The 16775-nt window shown below is 72.5% G+C and carries 17 protein-coding genes; 14 read left to right on the top strand and 3 right to left on the bottom strand.

Annotated features, from left to right (window positions below; genetic code table 11):
- Positions 1–143 precede the first annotated feature (143 nt).
- Positions 144–1109 (top strand): methylenetetrahydrofolate reductase, encoded by a 966-nt coding sequence (locus ABCS02_RS08740; RefSeq protein WP_345835247.1) that lies wholly within the window; start codon positions 144–146, stop codon positions 1107–1109.
- The gene (gene metE / locus ABCS02_RS08735; protein ID WP_345835246.1) at positions 1106–3415 is read left to right on the top strand and encodes a 5-methyltetrahydropteroyltriglutamate--homocysteine S-methyltransferase; all 2310 of its coding nucleotides are present in this window, start codon (positions 1106–1108) and stop codon (positions 3413–3415) included. The genes ABCS02_RS08740 and metE overlap by 4 nt, the downstream gene beginning before the upstream one ends.
- On the opposite strand, the gene ABCS02_RS08730 is transcribed toward metE, so the two are convergent.
- Positions 3403–4785 (bottom strand): hypothetical protein, encoded by a 1383-nt coding sequence (locus ABCS02_RS08730; RefSeq protein ID WP_345835245.1) that lies wholly within the window; start codon positions 4783–4785, stop codon positions 3403–3405. The genes metE and ABCS02_RS08730 overlap by 13 nt on opposite strands.
- A 114-nt stretch (positions 4786–4899) precedes the next feature.
- Positions 4900–5580, bottom strand: coding sequence for a transcriptional repressor LexA (lexA, locus tag ABCS02_RS08725; RefSeq protein WP_345835244.1), 681 nt, complete (start codon positions 5578–5580; stop codon positions 4900–4902).
- A gap of 257 nt (positions 5581–5837) precedes the next feature.
- On the opposite strand from lexA, the gene ABCS02_RS08720 reads away from it, so the two are divergent.
- The 6 genes from ABCS02_RS08720 to ABCS02_RS08695 are packed head-to-tail and all read left to right on the top strand — an operon-like array spanning position 5838 to position 10056.
- A complete protein-coding gene (locus tag ABCS02_RS08720; protein ID WP_345835243.1) occupies positions 5838–6200 on the top strand; it encodes a LysM peptidoglycan-binding domain-containing protein in 363 nt (120 codons plus the stop codon).
- A gap of 9 nt (positions 6201–6209) precedes the next feature.
- On the top strand, positions 6210–7301 hold the full coding sequence (locus tag ABCS02_RS08715) for a histidinol-phosphate transaminase (protein ID WP_345835242.1): 1092 nt from the start codon (positions 6210–6212) through the stop codon (positions 7299–7301).
- Positions 7298–7906 (top strand): imidazoleglycerol-phosphate dehydratase HisB, encoded by a 609-nt coding sequence (gene hisB / locus ABCS02_RS08710; RefSeq protein ID WP_345835241.1) that lies wholly within the window; start codon positions 7298–7300, stop codon positions 7904–7906. The genes ABCS02_RS08715 and hisB overlap by 4 nt, the downstream gene beginning before the upstream one ends.
- Positions 7903–8538 (top strand): imidazole glycerol phosphate synthase subunit HisH, encoded by a 636-nt coding sequence (gene hisH / locus ABCS02_RS08705; protein WP_345835240.1) that lies wholly within the window; start codon positions 7903–7905, stop codon positions 8536–8538. Before hisB ends, hisH begins: the two co-directional genes overlap by 4 nt.
- Positions 8539–8549: 11 nt before the next feature.
- The gene (priA, locus tag ABCS02_RS08700) at positions 8550–9302 is read left to right on the top strand and encodes a bifunctional 1-(5-phosphoribosyl)-5-((5-phosphoribosylamino)methylideneamino)imidazole-4-carboxamide isomerase/phosphoribosylanthranilate isomerase PriA (protein WP_345835239.1); all 753 of its coding nucleotides are present in this window, start codon (positions 8550–8552) and stop codon (positions 9300–9302) included.
- Entirely contained in the window at positions 9283–10056 is a 774-nt protein-coding gene (locus ABCS02_RS08695; RefSeq protein ID WP_345835238.1) for an SseB family protein, read from the top strand. The genes priA and ABCS02_RS08695 overlap by 20 nt, the downstream gene beginning before the upstream one ends.
- A 144-nt stretch (positions 10057–10200) precedes the next feature.
- On the opposite strand, the gene ABCS02_RS08690 is transcribed toward ABCS02_RS08695, so the two are convergent.
- On the bottom strand, positions 10201–10560 hold the full coding sequence (locus ABCS02_RS08690; RefSeq protein ID WP_345835237.1) for a DUF1844 domain-containing protein: 360 nt from the start codon (positions 10558–10560) through the stop codon (positions 10201–10203).
- A 182-nt stretch (positions 10561–10742) separates the two neighbouring features.
- Between ABCS02_RS08690 and infC the strand changes: the two genes are divergently transcribed.
- From infC to pheT, 6 genes are all read left to right on the top strand, one after another.
- Positions 10743–11378: a translation initiation factor IF-3 gene (gene infC, locus ABCS02_RS08685; RefSeq protein ID WP_345835236.1), complete on the top strand. Its 636-nt coding sequence runs from the start codon at positions 10743–10745 to the stop codon at positions 11376–11378.
- 32 nt (positions 11379–11410) lie between these two features.
- A complete protein-coding gene (gene rpmI / locus ABCS02_RS08680; RefSeq protein WP_345835235.1) occupies positions 11411–11605 on the top strand; it encodes a 50S ribosomal protein L35 in 195 nt (64 codons plus the stop codon).
- Positions 11606–11637: 32 nt separating this feature from the next.
- Entirely contained in the window at positions 11638–12024 is a 387-nt protein-coding gene (gene rplT, locus ABCS02_RS08675; protein ID WP_345835234.1) for a 50S ribosomal protein L20, read from the top strand.
- A 78-nt stretch (positions 12025–12102) separates the two neighbouring features.
- The gene (locus ABCS02_RS08670; RefSeq protein WP_345835233.1) at positions 12103–12915 is read left to right on the top strand and encodes an RNA methyltransferase; all 813 of its coding nucleotides are present in this window, start codon (positions 12103–12105) and stop codon (positions 12913–12915) included.
- 159 nt (positions 12916–13074) lie between these two features.
- Entirely contained in the window at positions 13075–14115 is a 1041-nt protein-coding gene (pheS, locus tag ABCS02_RS08665; protein WP_345835232.1) for a phenylalanine--tRNA ligase subunit alpha, read from the top strand.
- Positions 14115–16619: a phenylalanine--tRNA ligase subunit beta gene (gene pheT, locus ABCS02_RS08660; protein ID WP_345835231.1), complete on the top strand. Its 2505-nt coding sequence runs from the start codon at positions 14115–14117 to the stop codon at positions 16617–16619. The genes pheS and pheT overlap by 1 nt, the downstream gene beginning before the upstream one ends.
- Positions 16620–16775 lie beyond the last annotated feature (156 nt).

Here is a 16775-nt window from a genome sequence, read left to right as displayed (position 1 = left end):
GGGTCCGCGCCGGTCGCCGGGGCGGCTAATCTAGGGGAGTCCGGCTTTCGTGCCGGGCAGGAGCGACAGCCGAGCCCGGCACCCGCCCGTCATCCGTCCGCCGTGTCGCGGCGACGGTTCACGTTCGAGTGCAAAAGGATGCCGTGTTCGCCCAGCCGTTCACCGAGGACGCCGATCGCGTGTCGATCTCGTTCGAGCTGTACCCGCCGCGCAGCGCCGCGTCCGAGATCCGGCTCCCCGAGACGATCGCGCGGCTCGCCGCCGTCCGGCCGCGGTTCCTCGCGGTGACGTACGGCGCCGGCGGATCGACCGGCGGGCGCTCGCTCGAGGTCCTGCGCCACATCCGCGCCCACACCGACATCGAGCCCCTCGCGCACGTGACCTGCATCGGCAACACGTACGCCGGGACTGCCTCGCTCATCCGCGAGTTCCTGGATGCCGACGTCACGAGCTTCCTGGCCCTGCGCGGCGACCCGCCCGCGGGCACGGCGCCGGGCGAGGAGATCCTCGGCGACCTGCAGAGCGCGGCAGAGCTCGTGCAGCTGATCGACCGCGTGCAGGCGGAGCGCGCGCCCTACCGGGAGGAGCCGGTGTCCGGTCATCCCGGCGCCGTGCGCGTCGCGCCCCGGCGTCCCGTCGACATCGCGGTCGCGGCGTTCCCGCTCGGCCACCCGCGATCCCGCTTCCCGCAGCAGGACGTCGATGCGCTGCTCGCCAAGCAGGCCGCCGGTGCGACCCTCGCGATCACCCAGACGATCTTCCACGCCGACGACTACCTCGCCTTCGTGCAGCGCGCGCGGAACGCGGGCGTCACGATCCCGATCCTGCCGGGGATCATGCCGATCACGTCCCCCGCGCGCCTGCGTCGTCAGCTTCAGCTCAGCGGCGACCCCGAGCCGTCCGACCTTGCGATCGCGCTCGAGGTCGAGCCGACGGTCGAGGGGCAGCGCGAGATCGGCGTCGAGCACGCCGCCGCCCTCGCCCGCGCCGTGGTCGCGGGCGGCGCCCCCGGAGTCCACCTGTACGCCTTCAACCAACACGAAACGGTGCTCGCGGTCCTCCGCGAGGCCGGCATCCTGAACCAGTTCGAAGAGGAGAACGCACGATGACCTCATTCCCCGCCGGGACGATTCTCGGCTACCCCCGGATCGGCCGCCGCCGTGAGCTGAAGCGGCTCGTGGAGTCCTACTGGGCCGGCCGCATCGACGCCGACGAGCTCGAGACCGGCGCCCGCGACCTCCGCGCCGCCACGCGCCGGCGTCTCGCCGAGCTGGGGCTCGGGCGCGACGACTCGTCGATCCCCGAGTCCTTCTCGTTCTACGACCAGGTGCTCGACGCGACCCTCGCGGTCGGCGCGCTGCCGGCCCGCTTCGCCGACGTCGCCGGCGACAGCCTCGACGCGCTGTTCGCGGCCGCCCGTGGCGATGCCGCGCGGGCGCCGCTCGAGATGACGAAGTGGTTCGACACGAACTACCACTACCTCGTGCCGGAGATCGGCCCGGACACCGCGTTCGCGCTGACCGGCGACCGATTCGCGCGCCAGGTCGCCGAGGCGCGCGCCGACGGCTTCACCACCCGCCCGGTCGTCGTCGGCCCCGTCACGCTCCTCGCCCTCGCGAAGCCGACGGACGAGGCGCCGGAGGGCTTCTCCGCGCTCGACCGCCTCGACGACCTCCTGCCCGTGTACGTCGAGCTGCTCGCGCAGCTGCGCGAGGCGGGCGCCGAGTGGGTGCAGCTGGACGAGCCCGCTCTCGTGAGCGAGAGCCTGCCCGCGCCGGCCTCCGAGCTCGCCGCCGCCGCGGCCCGCGCGTACGCCGTGCTGGGCGCCGCGGCATCCCGCCCGTCGATCCTCGTGGCGGCCGGCTACGCGCAGCTGACGGATGCCGCGTGGGCGGCGCTCGCGGCGGCTCCGGTCGAGGCGATCGCGATCGACCTCGTCCGCGGTGACGTCCCCGCGCCCGTCGCAGGCCTCGAGGGCAAGACCCTCGTGGGCGGTGTCGTGAACGGCCGCAACATCTGGCGCGGCGACCTGCGCGGAGCGTGGGGCGCGCTCGAGCGCCTGCGCGCCCTCGGCACGCCCGTCGCCGCCGGCACCTCGACCTCGCTGCAGCACGTGCCGCACGACGTTCAGGACGAGCCCGACCTCGACGCGCGCCTGGTCTCCTGGCTCGCGTTCGCCGACCAGAAGGTGGGCCAGGTCGCCGTCCTCGCCCGCGGGATCGAGCAGGGCGAGGCCGCCATCACGGCCGACCTGGATGCCGCGACCGCGGCGCTCGCCGACCGCCGCTCGGCGCCCGGTGTGCGCGTCGACGCCGTCCGCGCCCGCACTGGTGCGCTGTCGTCCGACGACTTCACCCGCGGCGACTACGCCGCGCGCCAGGCCGCGCAGGAGGCCGAGCTCGGCCTTCCGCTGCTGCCGACGACGACGATCGGCTCCTTCCCGCAGACCGGCGACATCCGTCGTGCGCGTGCCCGGTTCGTCCGCGGCGAGCTCACCGAGGCGGAGTACGAGGAGTTCCTCCGCGCCGAGATCGCGCGCGTCGTGGAGCTGCAGGAGGACCTCGGCCTCGATGTCCTCGTCCACGGCGAGCCCGAGCGCAACGACATGGTGCAGTACTTCGCCGAGAACCTCGACGGCTTCGCGGTCACCGCGAACGGCTGGGTCCAGTCGTACGGTTCGCGCGCGACGCGTCCGTCGATCCTCTGGGGCGACGTCTCGCGCCCGGCGCCCATCACGGTGCCGTGGTCGACGTACGCGCAGTCGCTGACCGCCAAGCCCATGAAGGGGATGCTGACGGGCCCCGTCACGATCCTCGCGTGGTCCTTCGTGCGCGACGACCAGCCCCTCGCCGAGACGGCGAACCAGGTGGCTCTCGCCCTTCGCGACGAGGTCGCCGACCTCGAGACCGCGGGCATCCGCATCGTCCAGGTCGACGAGCCGGCGCTGCGCGAGCTCCTGCCGCTCAAGGCGGCGGACCAGCCCGCCTACCTGGAGTGGTCGGTCGGCTCGTTCCGTCTCGCGACCGCGGGAGTGGCCGAGGCGACGCAGATCCACACGCACCTCTGCTACTCGGAGTTCGCCGTCGTGATCGACGCGATCGCGGGCCTCGACGCCGACGTCACCTCGATCGAGGCCGCGCGCAGCCGCGGGGAGGTCATCGACGACGTCGCGGCGTCCGGCTTCGGCCACGGCGTCGGCCCCGGCGTCTACGACATCCACTCGCCGCGCGTCCCCGACGTCGACGAGGTCGAGGGGCTCCTGCGTCGCGCGGTCTCCGCGATCGAGCCCCGTCAGGTGTGGGTCAACCCGGACTGCGGTCTGAAGACCCGTGGCTACGAGGAGACGACCGCGTCCCTGCGGAACCTCGTGACGGCGGCCACCGCGGTCCGCGCCACGCTCGATCAGGCGGTCTGACCGCCCGACGGGCCGTCCTCGTCCGCGACCGTCTCCGCTTCGGCGGGGACGGTCCGGGCGGGGTCGCCCGGATGCCGCGACAGCAGCTCCACCACGAGCCAGACGAGCAGCGCGATCACGACCGTCCAGATGACGGTCCCGAACGTGAGCGGCCGCAGGAAGAACAGCACGACCACCGTCAGGACGAGGATGGCGATGCGCACCAGCAGCCGCTGATGGAACAGCCATTCGCCGAATCGGCCGGTCGAGAGGCCGCGGCGCTGGAGGCCGTTGCGCGCACTCGTCGTCAGCGAGGCCGAGAACGAGCGGACGCGCCGCGCGCCGCGCCAGCGCCCGCCGAGCCAGGCCGCGATCGCGATGACGACGCCCAGGAACGTGAGCACGATCGCCGAGTCGCGCATCGCGCCGACCACCGCGAAGTAGATCGTGTCGAGCGTCCCTGACGGGACGCCGAGCGCGGGCGCGTTGAGCCCGAGCACGACACTCGCCCCCGTGAGGGCGACGACGAGGAAGCCGGCGCCGAGCGCGAAGCCGACCCCGACGCCGAGCAGGGCCGTCGAGCGTCGGCGGGCGAAGAGGACGCCAGCCGCGAACAGTGCGAGGGTCGCGACCGGGAGCCAGTACCCGATCGTGACCGCCAGGTTGTAGATCGTGTTGACGAGGAGCAACGAGCTCGACTGGGCAACCACGATCGTCGCGTTGATCGTCGGGATCGCCGACGCGAAGCCGAAGCCCTGCTGCACGAGCGTCGTCTTCAGCTCGTCGATGATCGGACCGAGCTGGATGCCGACGACGCCCTGGCCGTCGACGGTGATGGCGCCGCTCTGATCGCCGGTCGCGCTCGCCACGAGCGCGCGGTGGCTGGCGACGAGCGCCTTCTGCCAGATCGTCGCGAACGCGTCGGACTGCACGATCCCCGTCACGGCGGAGTTCACGAGGCTGTGGACGCCCGCGATCGCGGGTTGGCGCAGCAGCTGCAGGGCCGCGAGGGCCCGGGGCGGGAGGTTCAGGCCGGCGAGCCCGTCGAACAGGTCGTTCGTGTAGCCGTCGATGTTGACGTTCTCGTTGATGGCCGTCGTCGCCTTGTCGATGATGAGGGCCTGCACGTCGGGGTCCTTTGCGAGCGGCGCGAAGGTGGCGACGAACGTGTCCTCGTCGACGAGCTGGGCCCGGGACCAGGTCCCGACGACGGAGACCGGGACGAGGATCGCCGCGAGCGTGATGCAGATCGCGGAGACGAGCGCCCGCCACCATCCGCCGCGTCGGGGCGCACGCGCCGGGGAGGGCTCGGACGGCCCGCCCCGCAGGGCCGAGTTCTCCGCCTCCAGTTCGCGGATGCGCTGCTCGAGCGCCGCGGTCGTGTCGGTCATGGCTCATCCTCTGCGCGTCAGCGCGCCCTGTATGGACACGTTCTCGCTCATTCTGATGGGCGCGCGTCCGCACCGCATCCCGCGGAACGGGTGATTCGCCGCTCCGACGGTGCCTCAGACGGTGCGCAGGAGCGCGACGACCTTGCCGAGCACGACCGCCTCGTCGCCCAGGATCGGCTCGAACGCGGAGTTGCGGGGGAGCAGCCACGTGTGCCCGTCGCGCTGCCGGAACGTCTTCACGGTCGCCTCGCCGTCGAGCATGGCCGCGACGATATCGCCGTTCTCCGCGGTCTGCTGCGAGCGCACGACGACCCAGTCGCCGTCGCAGATCGCCGCGTCGATCATCGACTCGCCGGACACCTTCAGCATGAACAGCTCGCCCTTGCCGACGAGCTGCCGGGGGAGCGGGAAGATCTCCTCGACCTGCTGCTCCGCCGTGATCGGGATGCCGGCGGCGATCCGCCCGACCAGAGGCACGAGCGCCGCGTCCCCGAGCGCCGGCGCGGTGTCCGCCGGGTTCTCCGCCGCCGTGCCCGGCAGGTCGATGAGGACCTCCATGGCGCGCGTCTTCCCGGCGTCGCGGCGCAGGTACCCGCTCAGCTCGAGCTGGTTGAGCTGGTGGGTGACGCTGGAAAGCGACTTGAGCCCGACCGCGTCGCCGATCTCCCGCATGCTCGGAGGGTAGCCGTGCCGCGAGATCGAGCGCTGGATCACCTCGAGGATCGCCAGCTGCTTGTCGCTCAGACTCTTGCGGCGCCGCGTCTGGGGGCGGCCCGCGCCGGGGGTCTCGGCCATGGGTTCAGCTCCCGTCTCGCCCCGAGAAGGGGCAGTGGTCTTCGAATGTCGGAGGTCCGTGATGCGGTGTCCGTGTCGAAACGGTATCCGGATGCCGCGGCCCGCGCTCGCAAGGGAGCGCGTGTCGCGTTCGATCGGATTCCGAACCGACGTCCACTTGACAGTGTAGAGAATCGAAGATAACTTCGGAAGAGAAGTTCGCATCCGGCCTCCCCGGCCGGGGGTCCGGATGCGAACGTCCCCCCAGAGGAGGCGTCATGAGCAGCATCACCGCACCCACGGTCTTCCCGCGACCTGCGACGCGGCTGCGCCTGACCGCGCGCGGTCGCCGCGTGCTGGCGGCGCTCGTCGCCGCACCGCTCGCGATCGCGCTCGGGTTTGCGATCCTCGCCGGGGGCAACGCGCTGGCGTCGCGAGACGGCGGTGCCCCCGCGGGCTCGTTCGCGACCGTCACGGTCGGCGCGGGGCAGTCCCTGTGGTCGATCGCCGAAGAGGTCGCACCCCAGGCCGATCCGCGCGACGTCGTCGACGCGATCGTGCGCCTCAACGCGCTGGGCGGCACCCAGGTCGCGCCCGGGCAGCAGCTCTCGATCCCGGCCGAGTACTCCGCCGCTCGGTAGCATGGATCGGTGACCGTTCGCCTGTCGCTCGATGACCTCCCCCTTCGCGCCGAACTCCGCGGCCAGACTCCGTATGGCGCGCCGCAGGCGCCGCTGCCGATCGCGCTGAACGTCAACGAGAACACGCATCCCGTTCCGGAGGACGTCGCCGACGACATCCTCGACGCCGTCGCGCGGGCGCTCCGCGAGGTCAACCGTTACCCGGACCGCGAGTTCATCGGGCTCCGCGAGGCGTTCGCCGAGTACCTCGGCCACGGCCTGTCCGCGTCCGACATCTGGGCGGCGAACGGCAGCAACGAGGTGTTGCAGCACGTGCTGCAGGCGTTCGGGGGCCCGGGGCGCACGGCGTTCGGCTTCGCGCCGACGTACTCGATGTACCCGATCCTCGCGCGGGGGACCGGTGCGAGCTGGATCCCGGGCCACCGCGAAGCCGATTACACCGTCAGCGCGGAGAGCGCCGCCGAGCAGGTGGACCGGATCCAGCCCGATGTCGTGTTCCTGTGCGCGCCGAACAACCCGACGGGCACGCCGATGACGCTCGACGTCATCGAGGCCGTCTACGACGCGGCGCCCGGCATGGTCGTCGTCGACGAGGCATACCAGGAGTTCGCCCCGCGGGACACGCCGTCGGCCTTGACGCTGCTGCCCGGGCGGGAGCGGCTCGTGGTCTCCCGCACGATGAGCAAGGCGTTCGCGTTCGCGGGCGCACGCGTGGGGTACCTCGCGGCCGATCCGGCCGTGATCGACGCCCTGCGGCTCGTTCGCCTGCCGTACCACCTGAGCGCTCTCACGCAGGCCGCCGCGACCGCGGCCCTCCGGCACGCGCCGACGATGCTGCGGATGGTCGACGAGATCGTGGCGCAGCGCGACCGGATCTCGGCGACCCTCGACGCGCTCGGATACGACCCGTCCCCGTCATGGACGAACTTCGTCCTGTTCGGCGGTGTCGACGACCCCGCCGCGGTGTGGCGCGCTCTCTACGACCGTGGCGTCCTCATCCGCGACATCGGCATCCCGCACAGCCTTCGCGTCACCGCGGGCACGGAGGACGAGACGACCGCGTTCCTCGACGCCCTGGCCTCGCTAGAATCGGGCGCATGACCAGCGCTTCTCGCACCGCGGCCGTGCGCCGCGCCACGAGCGAGTCCAGTGTCGAGCTCGAGCTCGACCTGGACGGCACCGGGGCGAGCTCGATCTCCACGTCCGTGCCGTTCTTCGACCACCTCCTGACGGCTTTCGCGAAGCACTCGCTGACCGACCTCACCGTCCGCGCGACCGGCGACACGCACATCGACGCGCACCACACGGTGGAAGACGTCGCCATCGTGCTCGGGCAGGCGATCGGGGAGGCGCTCGGCGACAAGTCCGGGATCTCGCGCTACGGCGATGCGTTCGTGCCGCTCGACGAGGCGCTCGCCCAGGCGGTCGTCGACCTCAGCGGCCGGCCGTACCTCGTGCACAGCGGCGAGCCGGCGGGCTATGAGTTCCACCTCATCGGCGGTCACTTCACGGGCTCCCTCGTGCGCCACACGTTCGAGGCGATCGCGTTCCACTCGGCCATGACGCTGCACGTGCGCGTGCTCGACGGCCGTGATCCGCACCACATCGCGGAGGCGGAGTACAAGGCGTTCGCGCGCGCCTTCCGTCAGGCGAAGTCGCTCGACCCCCTCGTCTCGGGCATCCCGAGCACGAAGGGCGCTCTGTGAGCTCACCGCTCGTCGTCGTCCTCGACTACGGCTCCGGCAACGTCCACTCGGCGGTGAAGGCCCTCGCGGCGGCGGGGGCCGACGCGCGCCTCTCCGCCGACCGGGCGCTCGCGCGCGAGGCCGACGGCCTCGTCGTGCCGGGGGTCGGGGCGTTCCGCGCCGTCGCGGATGCGCTGCGGGCGACAGGGGGAGACGAGCTCGTCGATCGGCGGCTCGCCGGCGGGCGGCCCGTGCTCGGGATCTGCGTGGGGATGCAGGTGCTGTTCGGTCGCGGGGTCGAGCGCGGCGACGACGTCGAGGGGCTCGGCGAGTGGCCCGGCGTCGTGACGGAGCTCGACGCGCCGGTCCTGCCGCACATGGGCTGGAACACCGTCGAGGCCGCGGAGGGTTCCCGGCTCTTCCGCGGGATCGAGCACGAGCGCTTCTACTTCGTGCACTCCTATGCGGCGCAGCAGTGGCATCTCGAGACGCAGCCGCCGTTCCCGCCCGCGAAGCTCACGTGGTGCGAGTACGGCACGCGGTTCCTGGCGGCCGTGGAGAACGGGCCGCTGTCGGCGACGCAGTTCCACCCCGAGAAGTCGGGCGATGCCGGCATCCGTCTGCTGCGCAACTGGGTCGAAAGCCTCGGGTAGGCTCGCAGCTTGTGTCCAACGACTTCGCCGTCACCCCGGAACTGATCCTCCTGCCCGCCGTGGACATCGCGGACGGCCAGGCCGTGCGCCTCACGCAGGGCGAGGCTGGCAGCGAGACGAACTACGGCGACCCCGTCGATGCGGCCCTCGAGTGGGCGCGTCAGGGCGCCCGGTGGATCCACCTCGTCGACCTCGACGCGGCCTTCGGCCGCGGCAGCAACGCGAGCATCATCCGTCGCGTCATCGCCGAGGTGCCGGGCGTGCAGGTTGAGGTGTCCGGTGGCATCCGCGATGACGCCTCGCTCGAGGCCGCCCTCGAGTCCGGCGCTGCCCGGATCAACCTCGGCACGGCCGCGCTGGAGAACCCGGAGTGGGCCGCCGACGTCATCGGTCGCTACGGCGAGGCGATCGCGGTCGGGCTCGACGTGCGCGGCACGACGCTCGCCGCCCGCGGCTGGACCCGCGACGGCGGTGAGCTGTGGACCGTGCTCGACCGCCTCGAGGAGGCGGGATGCAGCCGCTACGTCGTGACCGACGTCACGAAGGACGGCACCCTCCGCGGCCCGAACCTCGACCTCCTCCGGGAGATGTGCGAGCGCACGCCGAAGCCGGTCGTCGCCTCCGGCGGCATCTCGAGCCTCGACGACATCGCCGCGCTCCGCGAGCTCGTCCCGCTCGGCGTCGAGGGCGCGATCGTCGGGAAGGCGCTGTACTCGGGCGCGTTCACGCTCGTCGAGGCCCTGGATGTCGCCGGAGCCTCCTGACCACGGGCACGACTCCGCGGGCGTCCCGTGGGACGGCCGTGAGCTCCACGCGAACCCGAGCGCGGGCGACGACGGATCCGCCGACCCCGCGCTGCTCGCGGCGCTGGAGGTCTTCGCAGCGGGGCGGGGCGACGAGGCCGCCGTCGTCGACGCGTACCGCGACGCACGCCTCCTGATCCCGCTGCTCGCGCAGAAGGGCGAGGAGGGGATCGGGCCCACCGGCCTCGCCGTCGACAAGACCCAGGAGCTGTCGATCGTGACGGTGGCGGCTCCGGACGGCCGCGCGGTTCTGCCCGTGTTCACGTCCGTCGCGACGCTCGCGGCCTGGGATCCGGCGGCCCGGCCCGTGCCCGCCGCGGGGGTGCGGACCGCGCTCGCGGCCGCCGCGGACGACACCGACCTCATCGTGATCGACCCCGGCTCGCCGACCGAGTTCGTCATCCGCCGGCCTGCCGTATGGGCGATCGGGCGCGGCGAGCCCTGGGAGCCGCCCTACCGCTCGCCCGAGGTCGCGGCCGGCCTGCACGAGAGCGTGGGGGGCGAGCTCGCGGTGATCGACGTCCGGCTCGAGCCCGGGGATCCGACCGCGCGCCTGCGCGGGCCCGAGCTGACCGTGCACCTGGAGCTCGCCGCGGGCCTGGACGAGCCCGCCCGCGACGCGGTCCTGTCCCGCCTCGCCCGCCGCTGGGCCGCCGACGATCGCATCGCCGTGCAGGTGGACTCGCTGTCAGTGAAGCTCCACCGCTCCCGCTAGCCCGGCATCCTCCCCGCGCCCTCCCGAGATCAGGTGATCTCGCGTAGTCAGGGCGAAATCCCGCTCAATCGTCCTGCGTACGCGAAATCACCTGATCTGGCGCGGTGGTTTCCGGGGCGAGCGGAGGAATCGGATCCGCCGGGGTCAGGTGACGGGGCCGGTCCACTTCTCGCCGGGGCCCTCGCCGATCGGGTCGGGGAAGGGGGAGGCCTCGCGGAAGGCGAGCTGCAAGGAGCGCAGGCCGTCGCGGAGCGAGCGGGCGTGCATGTCGCTGATGTCCGGCGCCGACGCGGTCACGAGCCCGGCCAGCGCGTTGATGAGCTTGCGCGCCTCGTCGAGGTCGGTCTGGGTGTCCGGGTCGTCCGCGAGTCCGGTCTTGACCGCGGCGGCGCTCATGAGGTGCACGGCCGTCGTGGTGATGACCTCGACGGCGGCGACATCGGCGATGTCGCGCGTCGCTGCGGTCGCAGCATCCTCATAGGCGTGATCGTGGGCGTCCGACATGACGGGGCTCTGCTCTCTGATAGGCTGTGCGAGCACCGGAGCGTCTTGTTCCGGATCGAAAGAGGATTCATCCCACCCGCGCTTGCCGCTCCAGGCTACCGGGTCCGCACACTCCGCCTCCCGCTTCCTCGAAGCCGGCGAGGTCGTCAGGGTGTTGAGCCGACGGTCACGCGTCGTGCCGGGTGGGGAACGACGAAAGAGAGTTCCGCATCAGCGATCCCCGCACCAACGAGCGCATCCGCGTCCCCGAGGTCCGCCTCGTGGGGCCGAACGGCGAGCAGGTCGGCGTCGTCCGCATCGAGGTTGCACAGCGTCTGGCCCAGGAGGCCGATCTCGACCTGGTCGAGGTGGCCGCCGACGCCAAGCCTCCCGTGGTCAAGATCATGGACTACGGGAAGTTCAAGTACGAGACGGCGCAGAAGGCCAAGGAGGCCCGACGCAACCAGGCGAACACCGTCCTCAAAGAGGTCCGGTTCCGCCTGAAGATCGAGGCGCACGACTACGAAACCAAGCGCAAGCGCGCGGAGGGCTTCCTCCAGGCCGGCGACAAGGTGAAGGCGATGATCCTCTTCCGCGGCCGCGAGCAGGGCCGTCCGGACCTGGGTGTGCGCCTCCTCCGGCGCTTCGCCGAAGACGTGGCCGAGTTCGGCACCGTCGAGTCGAACCCCACCCTCGACGGCCGCAACATGACCATGGTGATCGCACCGCACAAGAACAAGTCCGAGGCGAAGGCCGAGCAGAACGCGCAGCGCGCGGCGCAGAAGGACGCAGCCCGTCCCCCGCGCGACGCCGCCGAGCCGGCCGCCGAGACCCCCTGACCGCTCCGGCGGGACCACACGAAGGAAGAGAAATGCCGAAGCAGAAGACCCACTCGGGTGCCAAGAAGCGCTTCAAGATCACCGGCACCGGCAAGCTCATGAAGCAGCAGGCGAACCTCCGCCACAACTTCGAGGGCAAGCCCACGAAGCGCACGCGCCGCCTCTCGCAGGAGCAGGTGCTGGCCCCGGGCGACGCCAAGGTCGCCAAGAAGCTCCTCGGCCTCTGAGCGCCGAACGCACGGAATAGGAACGATACGAAATGGCTAGAGTCAAGCGGGCCGTCAACGCCCACAAGAAGCGTCGCGTCATCCTGGAGCGCGCGTCCGGCTATCGCGGGCAGCGCTCGCGTCTGTACCGGAAGGCGAAGGAGCAGGTCACCCACTCGCTCGTCTACGCGTACCGCGACCGCCGTCGCCGCAAGGGCGACTTCCGCCGTCTGTGGATCCAGCGCATCAACGCCGCGAGCCGCGCGAACGGCCTGACCTACAACCGGTTCATCCAGGGTCTCGGCCTCGCCGGCATCCAGGTCGACCGCCGGATGCTGGCCGACCTCGCCGTCACCGACCCGGCGACGTTCGCGTCGCTCGTCGCCACGGCGAAGCAGGCCCTCCCGGCGGACGTGAACGCCGCCAAGGCCTCCGCGTAACGACACGGAACGAAGGCGCCCCTCCGATGGAGGGGCGCCTTCGTCGTGTCCAGCCGGTCGCGACCCTAAACTGGGGCCGTGCTCGAGAACCCGCGTTCGCCGCGCGTGCGCGCCGTCGCGAAGCTGACGAAGCGCAGCGCTCGCGTGGAGACCGGGCTTTTCCTCCTCGAGGGGCCGCAGGCCGTCCGCGAGGCGCTCGTCTACCGCCCGGAGACCCTCCGCGAGCTGTTCGCCACCCCGTCCGCGGTCGAGCGGCACCCGGACGTGCGGGCCGCCGCCCGCCAGGCCGGCGTCGAGGTCGTGCTGGCGAGCGAGGCCGTGCTCGAGGGCATGGCCGACACGGTCACTCCGCAGGGGGTCGTCGCGGTCGCGAAGCAGTTCCCCACGGCCTTGGATGCCATTTTCTCGGCATCCCCGCGTCTCGTCGCGATCTGCGAGGAGGTGCGCGATCCGGGTAACCTCGGCACGATCATCCGCGCGGCCGACGCCGCAGGCGCGGATGCCGTCATCCTGACCGGTCGCACGGTCGATCCCTACAACCCCAAGGTGGTCCGGGCCACGACCGGATCGCTGTTCCACGTGCCGGTCTCACTCGGGGGCGATCTGGCGGATGTCGTGGCTCGCGCACGCGACGCCGGCCTGCGCGTCGTCGCGGCGGATGTCAAGGGGGACGACCTGCTCGCTGCCCGGGCCGCCGGGGTCCTCGCCGGCGCCGTGGCGTGGGTCTTCGGGAACGAGGCGCACGGGCTCGCCGACGAGGCGGTCGTGCTCGCCGACCAGGCCCTGCGCGTGCCGATCTACGGCCGCGCCGAGTCGTTGAACCTCGCGACCGCCGCCTCGGTGTGCCTGTACGAGACGGCGTTCGCGCAGCGCGCGACCCCCTCCGCCTGACCGCAGCCGCCCGGCCCGGTCCCCGCGCGAGCGCGCGCCCGCGCTCCTCTTCCTCGCATCCGCCACCGAAGTTCGCGGCGCGCGTGCGAGGAACAGGCGCGCGCGGGATGCGGCCGGACGCCGGGGGAGGGACGCCGCGGCTCGGTAGACTCGATGCTCGTGTCCGATGCACCCGAGATCACCCCCGCCGCCGTCGACGCGGCGGTCGAGGCGGCGCTGCAGGCGATCGCCGCTGCCGCCGATTCCGCGGCCCTGAAGGAGGCGCGCGCGGCGCACACGGCCGAGGGCTCGGCCCTCGCCCGGCTGAACGCGCAGATGCGCGACGTGGAGCCTGCGCGCAAGGCCGAGCTGGGCAAGCTCGTGGGCCAGGCCCGCGGCCGGGTCACCGAGGCGCTCGCGGCACGCGAGGAGGAGCTCGGGCGCGCGGAGACCGCGGCGCGGCTCGAGGCCGAGCGCGTCGACGTGACGGCGATCGCCGAGCGCGGGCGGATCGGCGCGCGGCATCCGCTCACCCTCCTGCAGGAGGAGATCGCCGACATCTTCGTCGGGATGGGGTGGGAGATCGCGGAGGGCCCCGAGCTCGAGCACGAGTGGTTCAACTTCGACGCGCTCAACTTCGACCAGGACCACCCGGCGCGGCAGATGCAGGACACCTTCTTCGTCGACCCGGTGGACCGCCATCTCGTGATGCGCACGCACACGTCGCCCGTGCAGGTCCGCTCGATGCTCGAGCGCGAGCTGCCCATCCACGTCCTGTGCCCGGGGCGCGTGTACCGCACCGACGAGTACGACGCGACGCATCTGCCCGTGTTCTCGCAGTTCGAGGGCCTCGTGATCGACCGCGGCATCACGATGGCGCACTTGAAGGGGACGCTCGACCACGCCGCCCGAGTCCTGTTCGGACCCGAGGCGAAGACGCGCTTCCGCGCAAACTTCTTCCCGTTCACCGAGCCGTCGGCGGAGCTGGACCTCTGGCATCCGACGTTCAAGGGCGGCGCCCGGTGGATCGAGTGGGGCGGATGCGGCATGGTCAACCCGAACGTGCTGCGCGCGGCCGGGATCGACCCGGAGGAGTACTCGGGCTTCGCGTTCGGGATGGGCATCGAGCGCACGCTCATGTTCCGCAGCGACGTGCAGGACATGCGCGACATGGCGGAGGGCGACGTGCGCTTCAGCGAGCAGTTCGGGATGGTGGTGTGATGCGCGTCCCGCTGTCGTGGCTGCGTGAATTCGTGGACGTCCCCGCGGGGACCACGCCGGACGAGATCCTCGCGTCCCTCGTCTCGGTCGGGTTCGAGGAGGAGGACGTCCACCGTTTCGAGCTGACCGGCCCGATCGTCGTCGGCGAGGTGCTCTCGTTCGAGGATGAGCCGCAGTCGAACGGCAAGACGATCCGGTGGTGCCAGGTCGACGTTGGCCCGGAGCAGGGCGGGACCCGCGGCATCGTCTGCGGCGCCGCGAACTTCTTCGCCGGGGACAAGGTGGTCGTGACCCTGCCCGGCGCGGTGCTGCCCGGGCCCTTCCCGATCGCGGCGCGCAAGACGTACGGCCACACCTCGGACGGCATGATCGCCTCGGCGAAGGAGCTCGGGCTCGGCAGCGAGCACTCCGGCATCCTGCGGCTCGCCGAACTCGGGATCGACGCCCCGGTCGGGACGGACGCGATCGCGCTCCTCGGGCTCGACGACGTCGCGGTCGAGATCAACGTCACGCCCGACCGCGGCTACGCGCTGTCGCTGCGCGGCGTCGCGCGCGAGTACGCGCACGCCACGGGGGCGGCGTTCCGCGACCCGGCGCTGCGGCCCGTCGCCGAGCTCGATCCCGGCACGGGCTTCCCCGTCGCGATCGCCGACGACGCCCCGATCCGCGGCCGCGTCGGCGTGACCGAGTTCGTCGTCCGCACCGTCCGCGGGGTGGATGCTGCGCGCCCGACGCCGCCGTGGATGATCACGCGCCTGGCCCTGGCCGGCATCCGCTCGATCTCGCTGCTCGTGGACATCACGAACTACGTCATGCTCGAGCTCGGGAACCCGATCCACGGGTACGACCTCGACCGTCTGACGGGCGGTCTGAGCGTCCGCCGTGCCCGGGCGGGCGAGACGCTCGAGACGCTCGACGGGCAGACGCGCACGCTCCACGCGGAAGACCTCGTCATCGCGGACGAGTCCGGGGCGATCGGCCTCGCTGGCGTCATGGGGGGAGCGGCGACCGAGATGAGCCGCGAGACCCGCGACGTGCTCGTGGAGGCGGCGACGTTCGACCCGACCACGGTCGCACGCACGGCCCGGCGGCACAAGCTGCCGAGCGAGGCGTCGCGGCGGTTCGAGCGCGGAGTCGACCCGGCGGTCGCGCTCGCGGCCGCACAGCGCGTCGTCGACCTCCTCGTGCAGCTCGCCGGGGGCACAGTCGACCCGCTCGGGAGCGCGCAGCTCCCGTCGCTGGAGCGCGAGACGATCGACCTGCCCGCCGGCTTCGTGCCGGGCCTCATCGGCGTGGACTACACCGGCAACCAGGTGCGCGGCGCGCTCGAGCTCATCGGTTGCGCCGTGGCGGAGACCGCGAGCGGCTGGCGCGTGACGCCGCCGACGTGGCGCCCGGACCTCACCGACAAGTGGACGCTGGCCGAGGAGGTCGCGCGCATCGAGGGATACGACCGCATCCCCTCCGTCGTGCCGCGCGCGCCCGCCGGCCGCGGGCTGACCGCCGCGCAGCGGGGCCGTCGCCGTGTCTCGAACGCCCTGGCCTCGGCGGGGCTCGTGGAGACGCCCTCGTTCCCTTTCACGACGCCCGAGCAGAACGACCTGCACAGTTCGGCATCCGGCACGCCGCAGCCCTCGGTGCGGCTCGCGAACCCGATGGATGGGCAGGCGCCCGTCCTGCGCCGCTCTCTCGTGCCCGGCCTCCTGCAGGTGGCGCACCGGAACGTCGCCCGGGGCCTCGTCGACCTCGCGCTGTTCGAGACCGGCGTCGTGTTCCTGCCCCGGATCGGCGTCGAGTACGGCACCCCGTTCGTGCCGCCGCTCGCCGTGCGGCCGGATGCCGCGACCCTCGTGCTCCTCGACGAGGCCGTCCCGCCGCAGCCCCGGCACGTCGGCGTGCTCTTCGCGGGGCATGCCGTCGCGAAGCGGCCGGGACAGCCGGCGGTGGCGGCGGACCTCGCGGACCTCTTCCACGCCGTGCGCGTGATCGCCGCGGCGGCCGGCGTCGATGTGACCTTCGCGCAGGGCGAGCGCGCCGCCCTGCACCCCGGCCGGACGGCCGTCGTGCGGGTCGGCGACGTCGAGATCGGCTACGCCGGGGAGCTGCTGCCGGCCGTGGCCGAGGCATCCGATCTCCCCGGACGCGTGCTGGTCGCCGAGCTCGACCTCGACCTGCTGCTGGAGCTCGCCGGTGCCCGGACCACGGCGGCGAGCCTGTCGCCGTTCCCGGCCGCGACGCAGGACGTCTCGCTCGTCGTGGATGCCGGCCTCCCGGCCGACGCCCTGCGCGACGCCCTCGTCGAAGGGGCCGGTGAGCTGCTCGAGTCGGCCCGACTCGTGGACGACTACCGCGGCGCGGGAGTGGACGCGGGCCGGAAGGTCCTGACGTTCGCGCTGCGCTTCCGGGCCCCCGACCGCACGCTCACCGCCGCCGAGGCGACGGAGGCGAAGCTCGCCGGCGTCGCCGTGGCCGAGTCCCGCCACGGCGCCCGCATCCGAGACTGACGCGCCCGCCCCGGGTGTGCCCGCGCCCCGTCCCCCCTCCCCCGCGTCCGCCGTCACGAGCGGAGGAGATGGGACGAGGGGAGGAGGATTTCGCGTGATCCCTCCTCCCTTGCTCACATCTCCTCCGCTCATCACGGGTGCGGGCAACCGGTGCGG

It is taken from the genome of Microbacterium sp. X-17, assembly GCF_039615055.1.
This window is presented reverse-complemented; position numbering and strand designations above follow the sequence as displayed.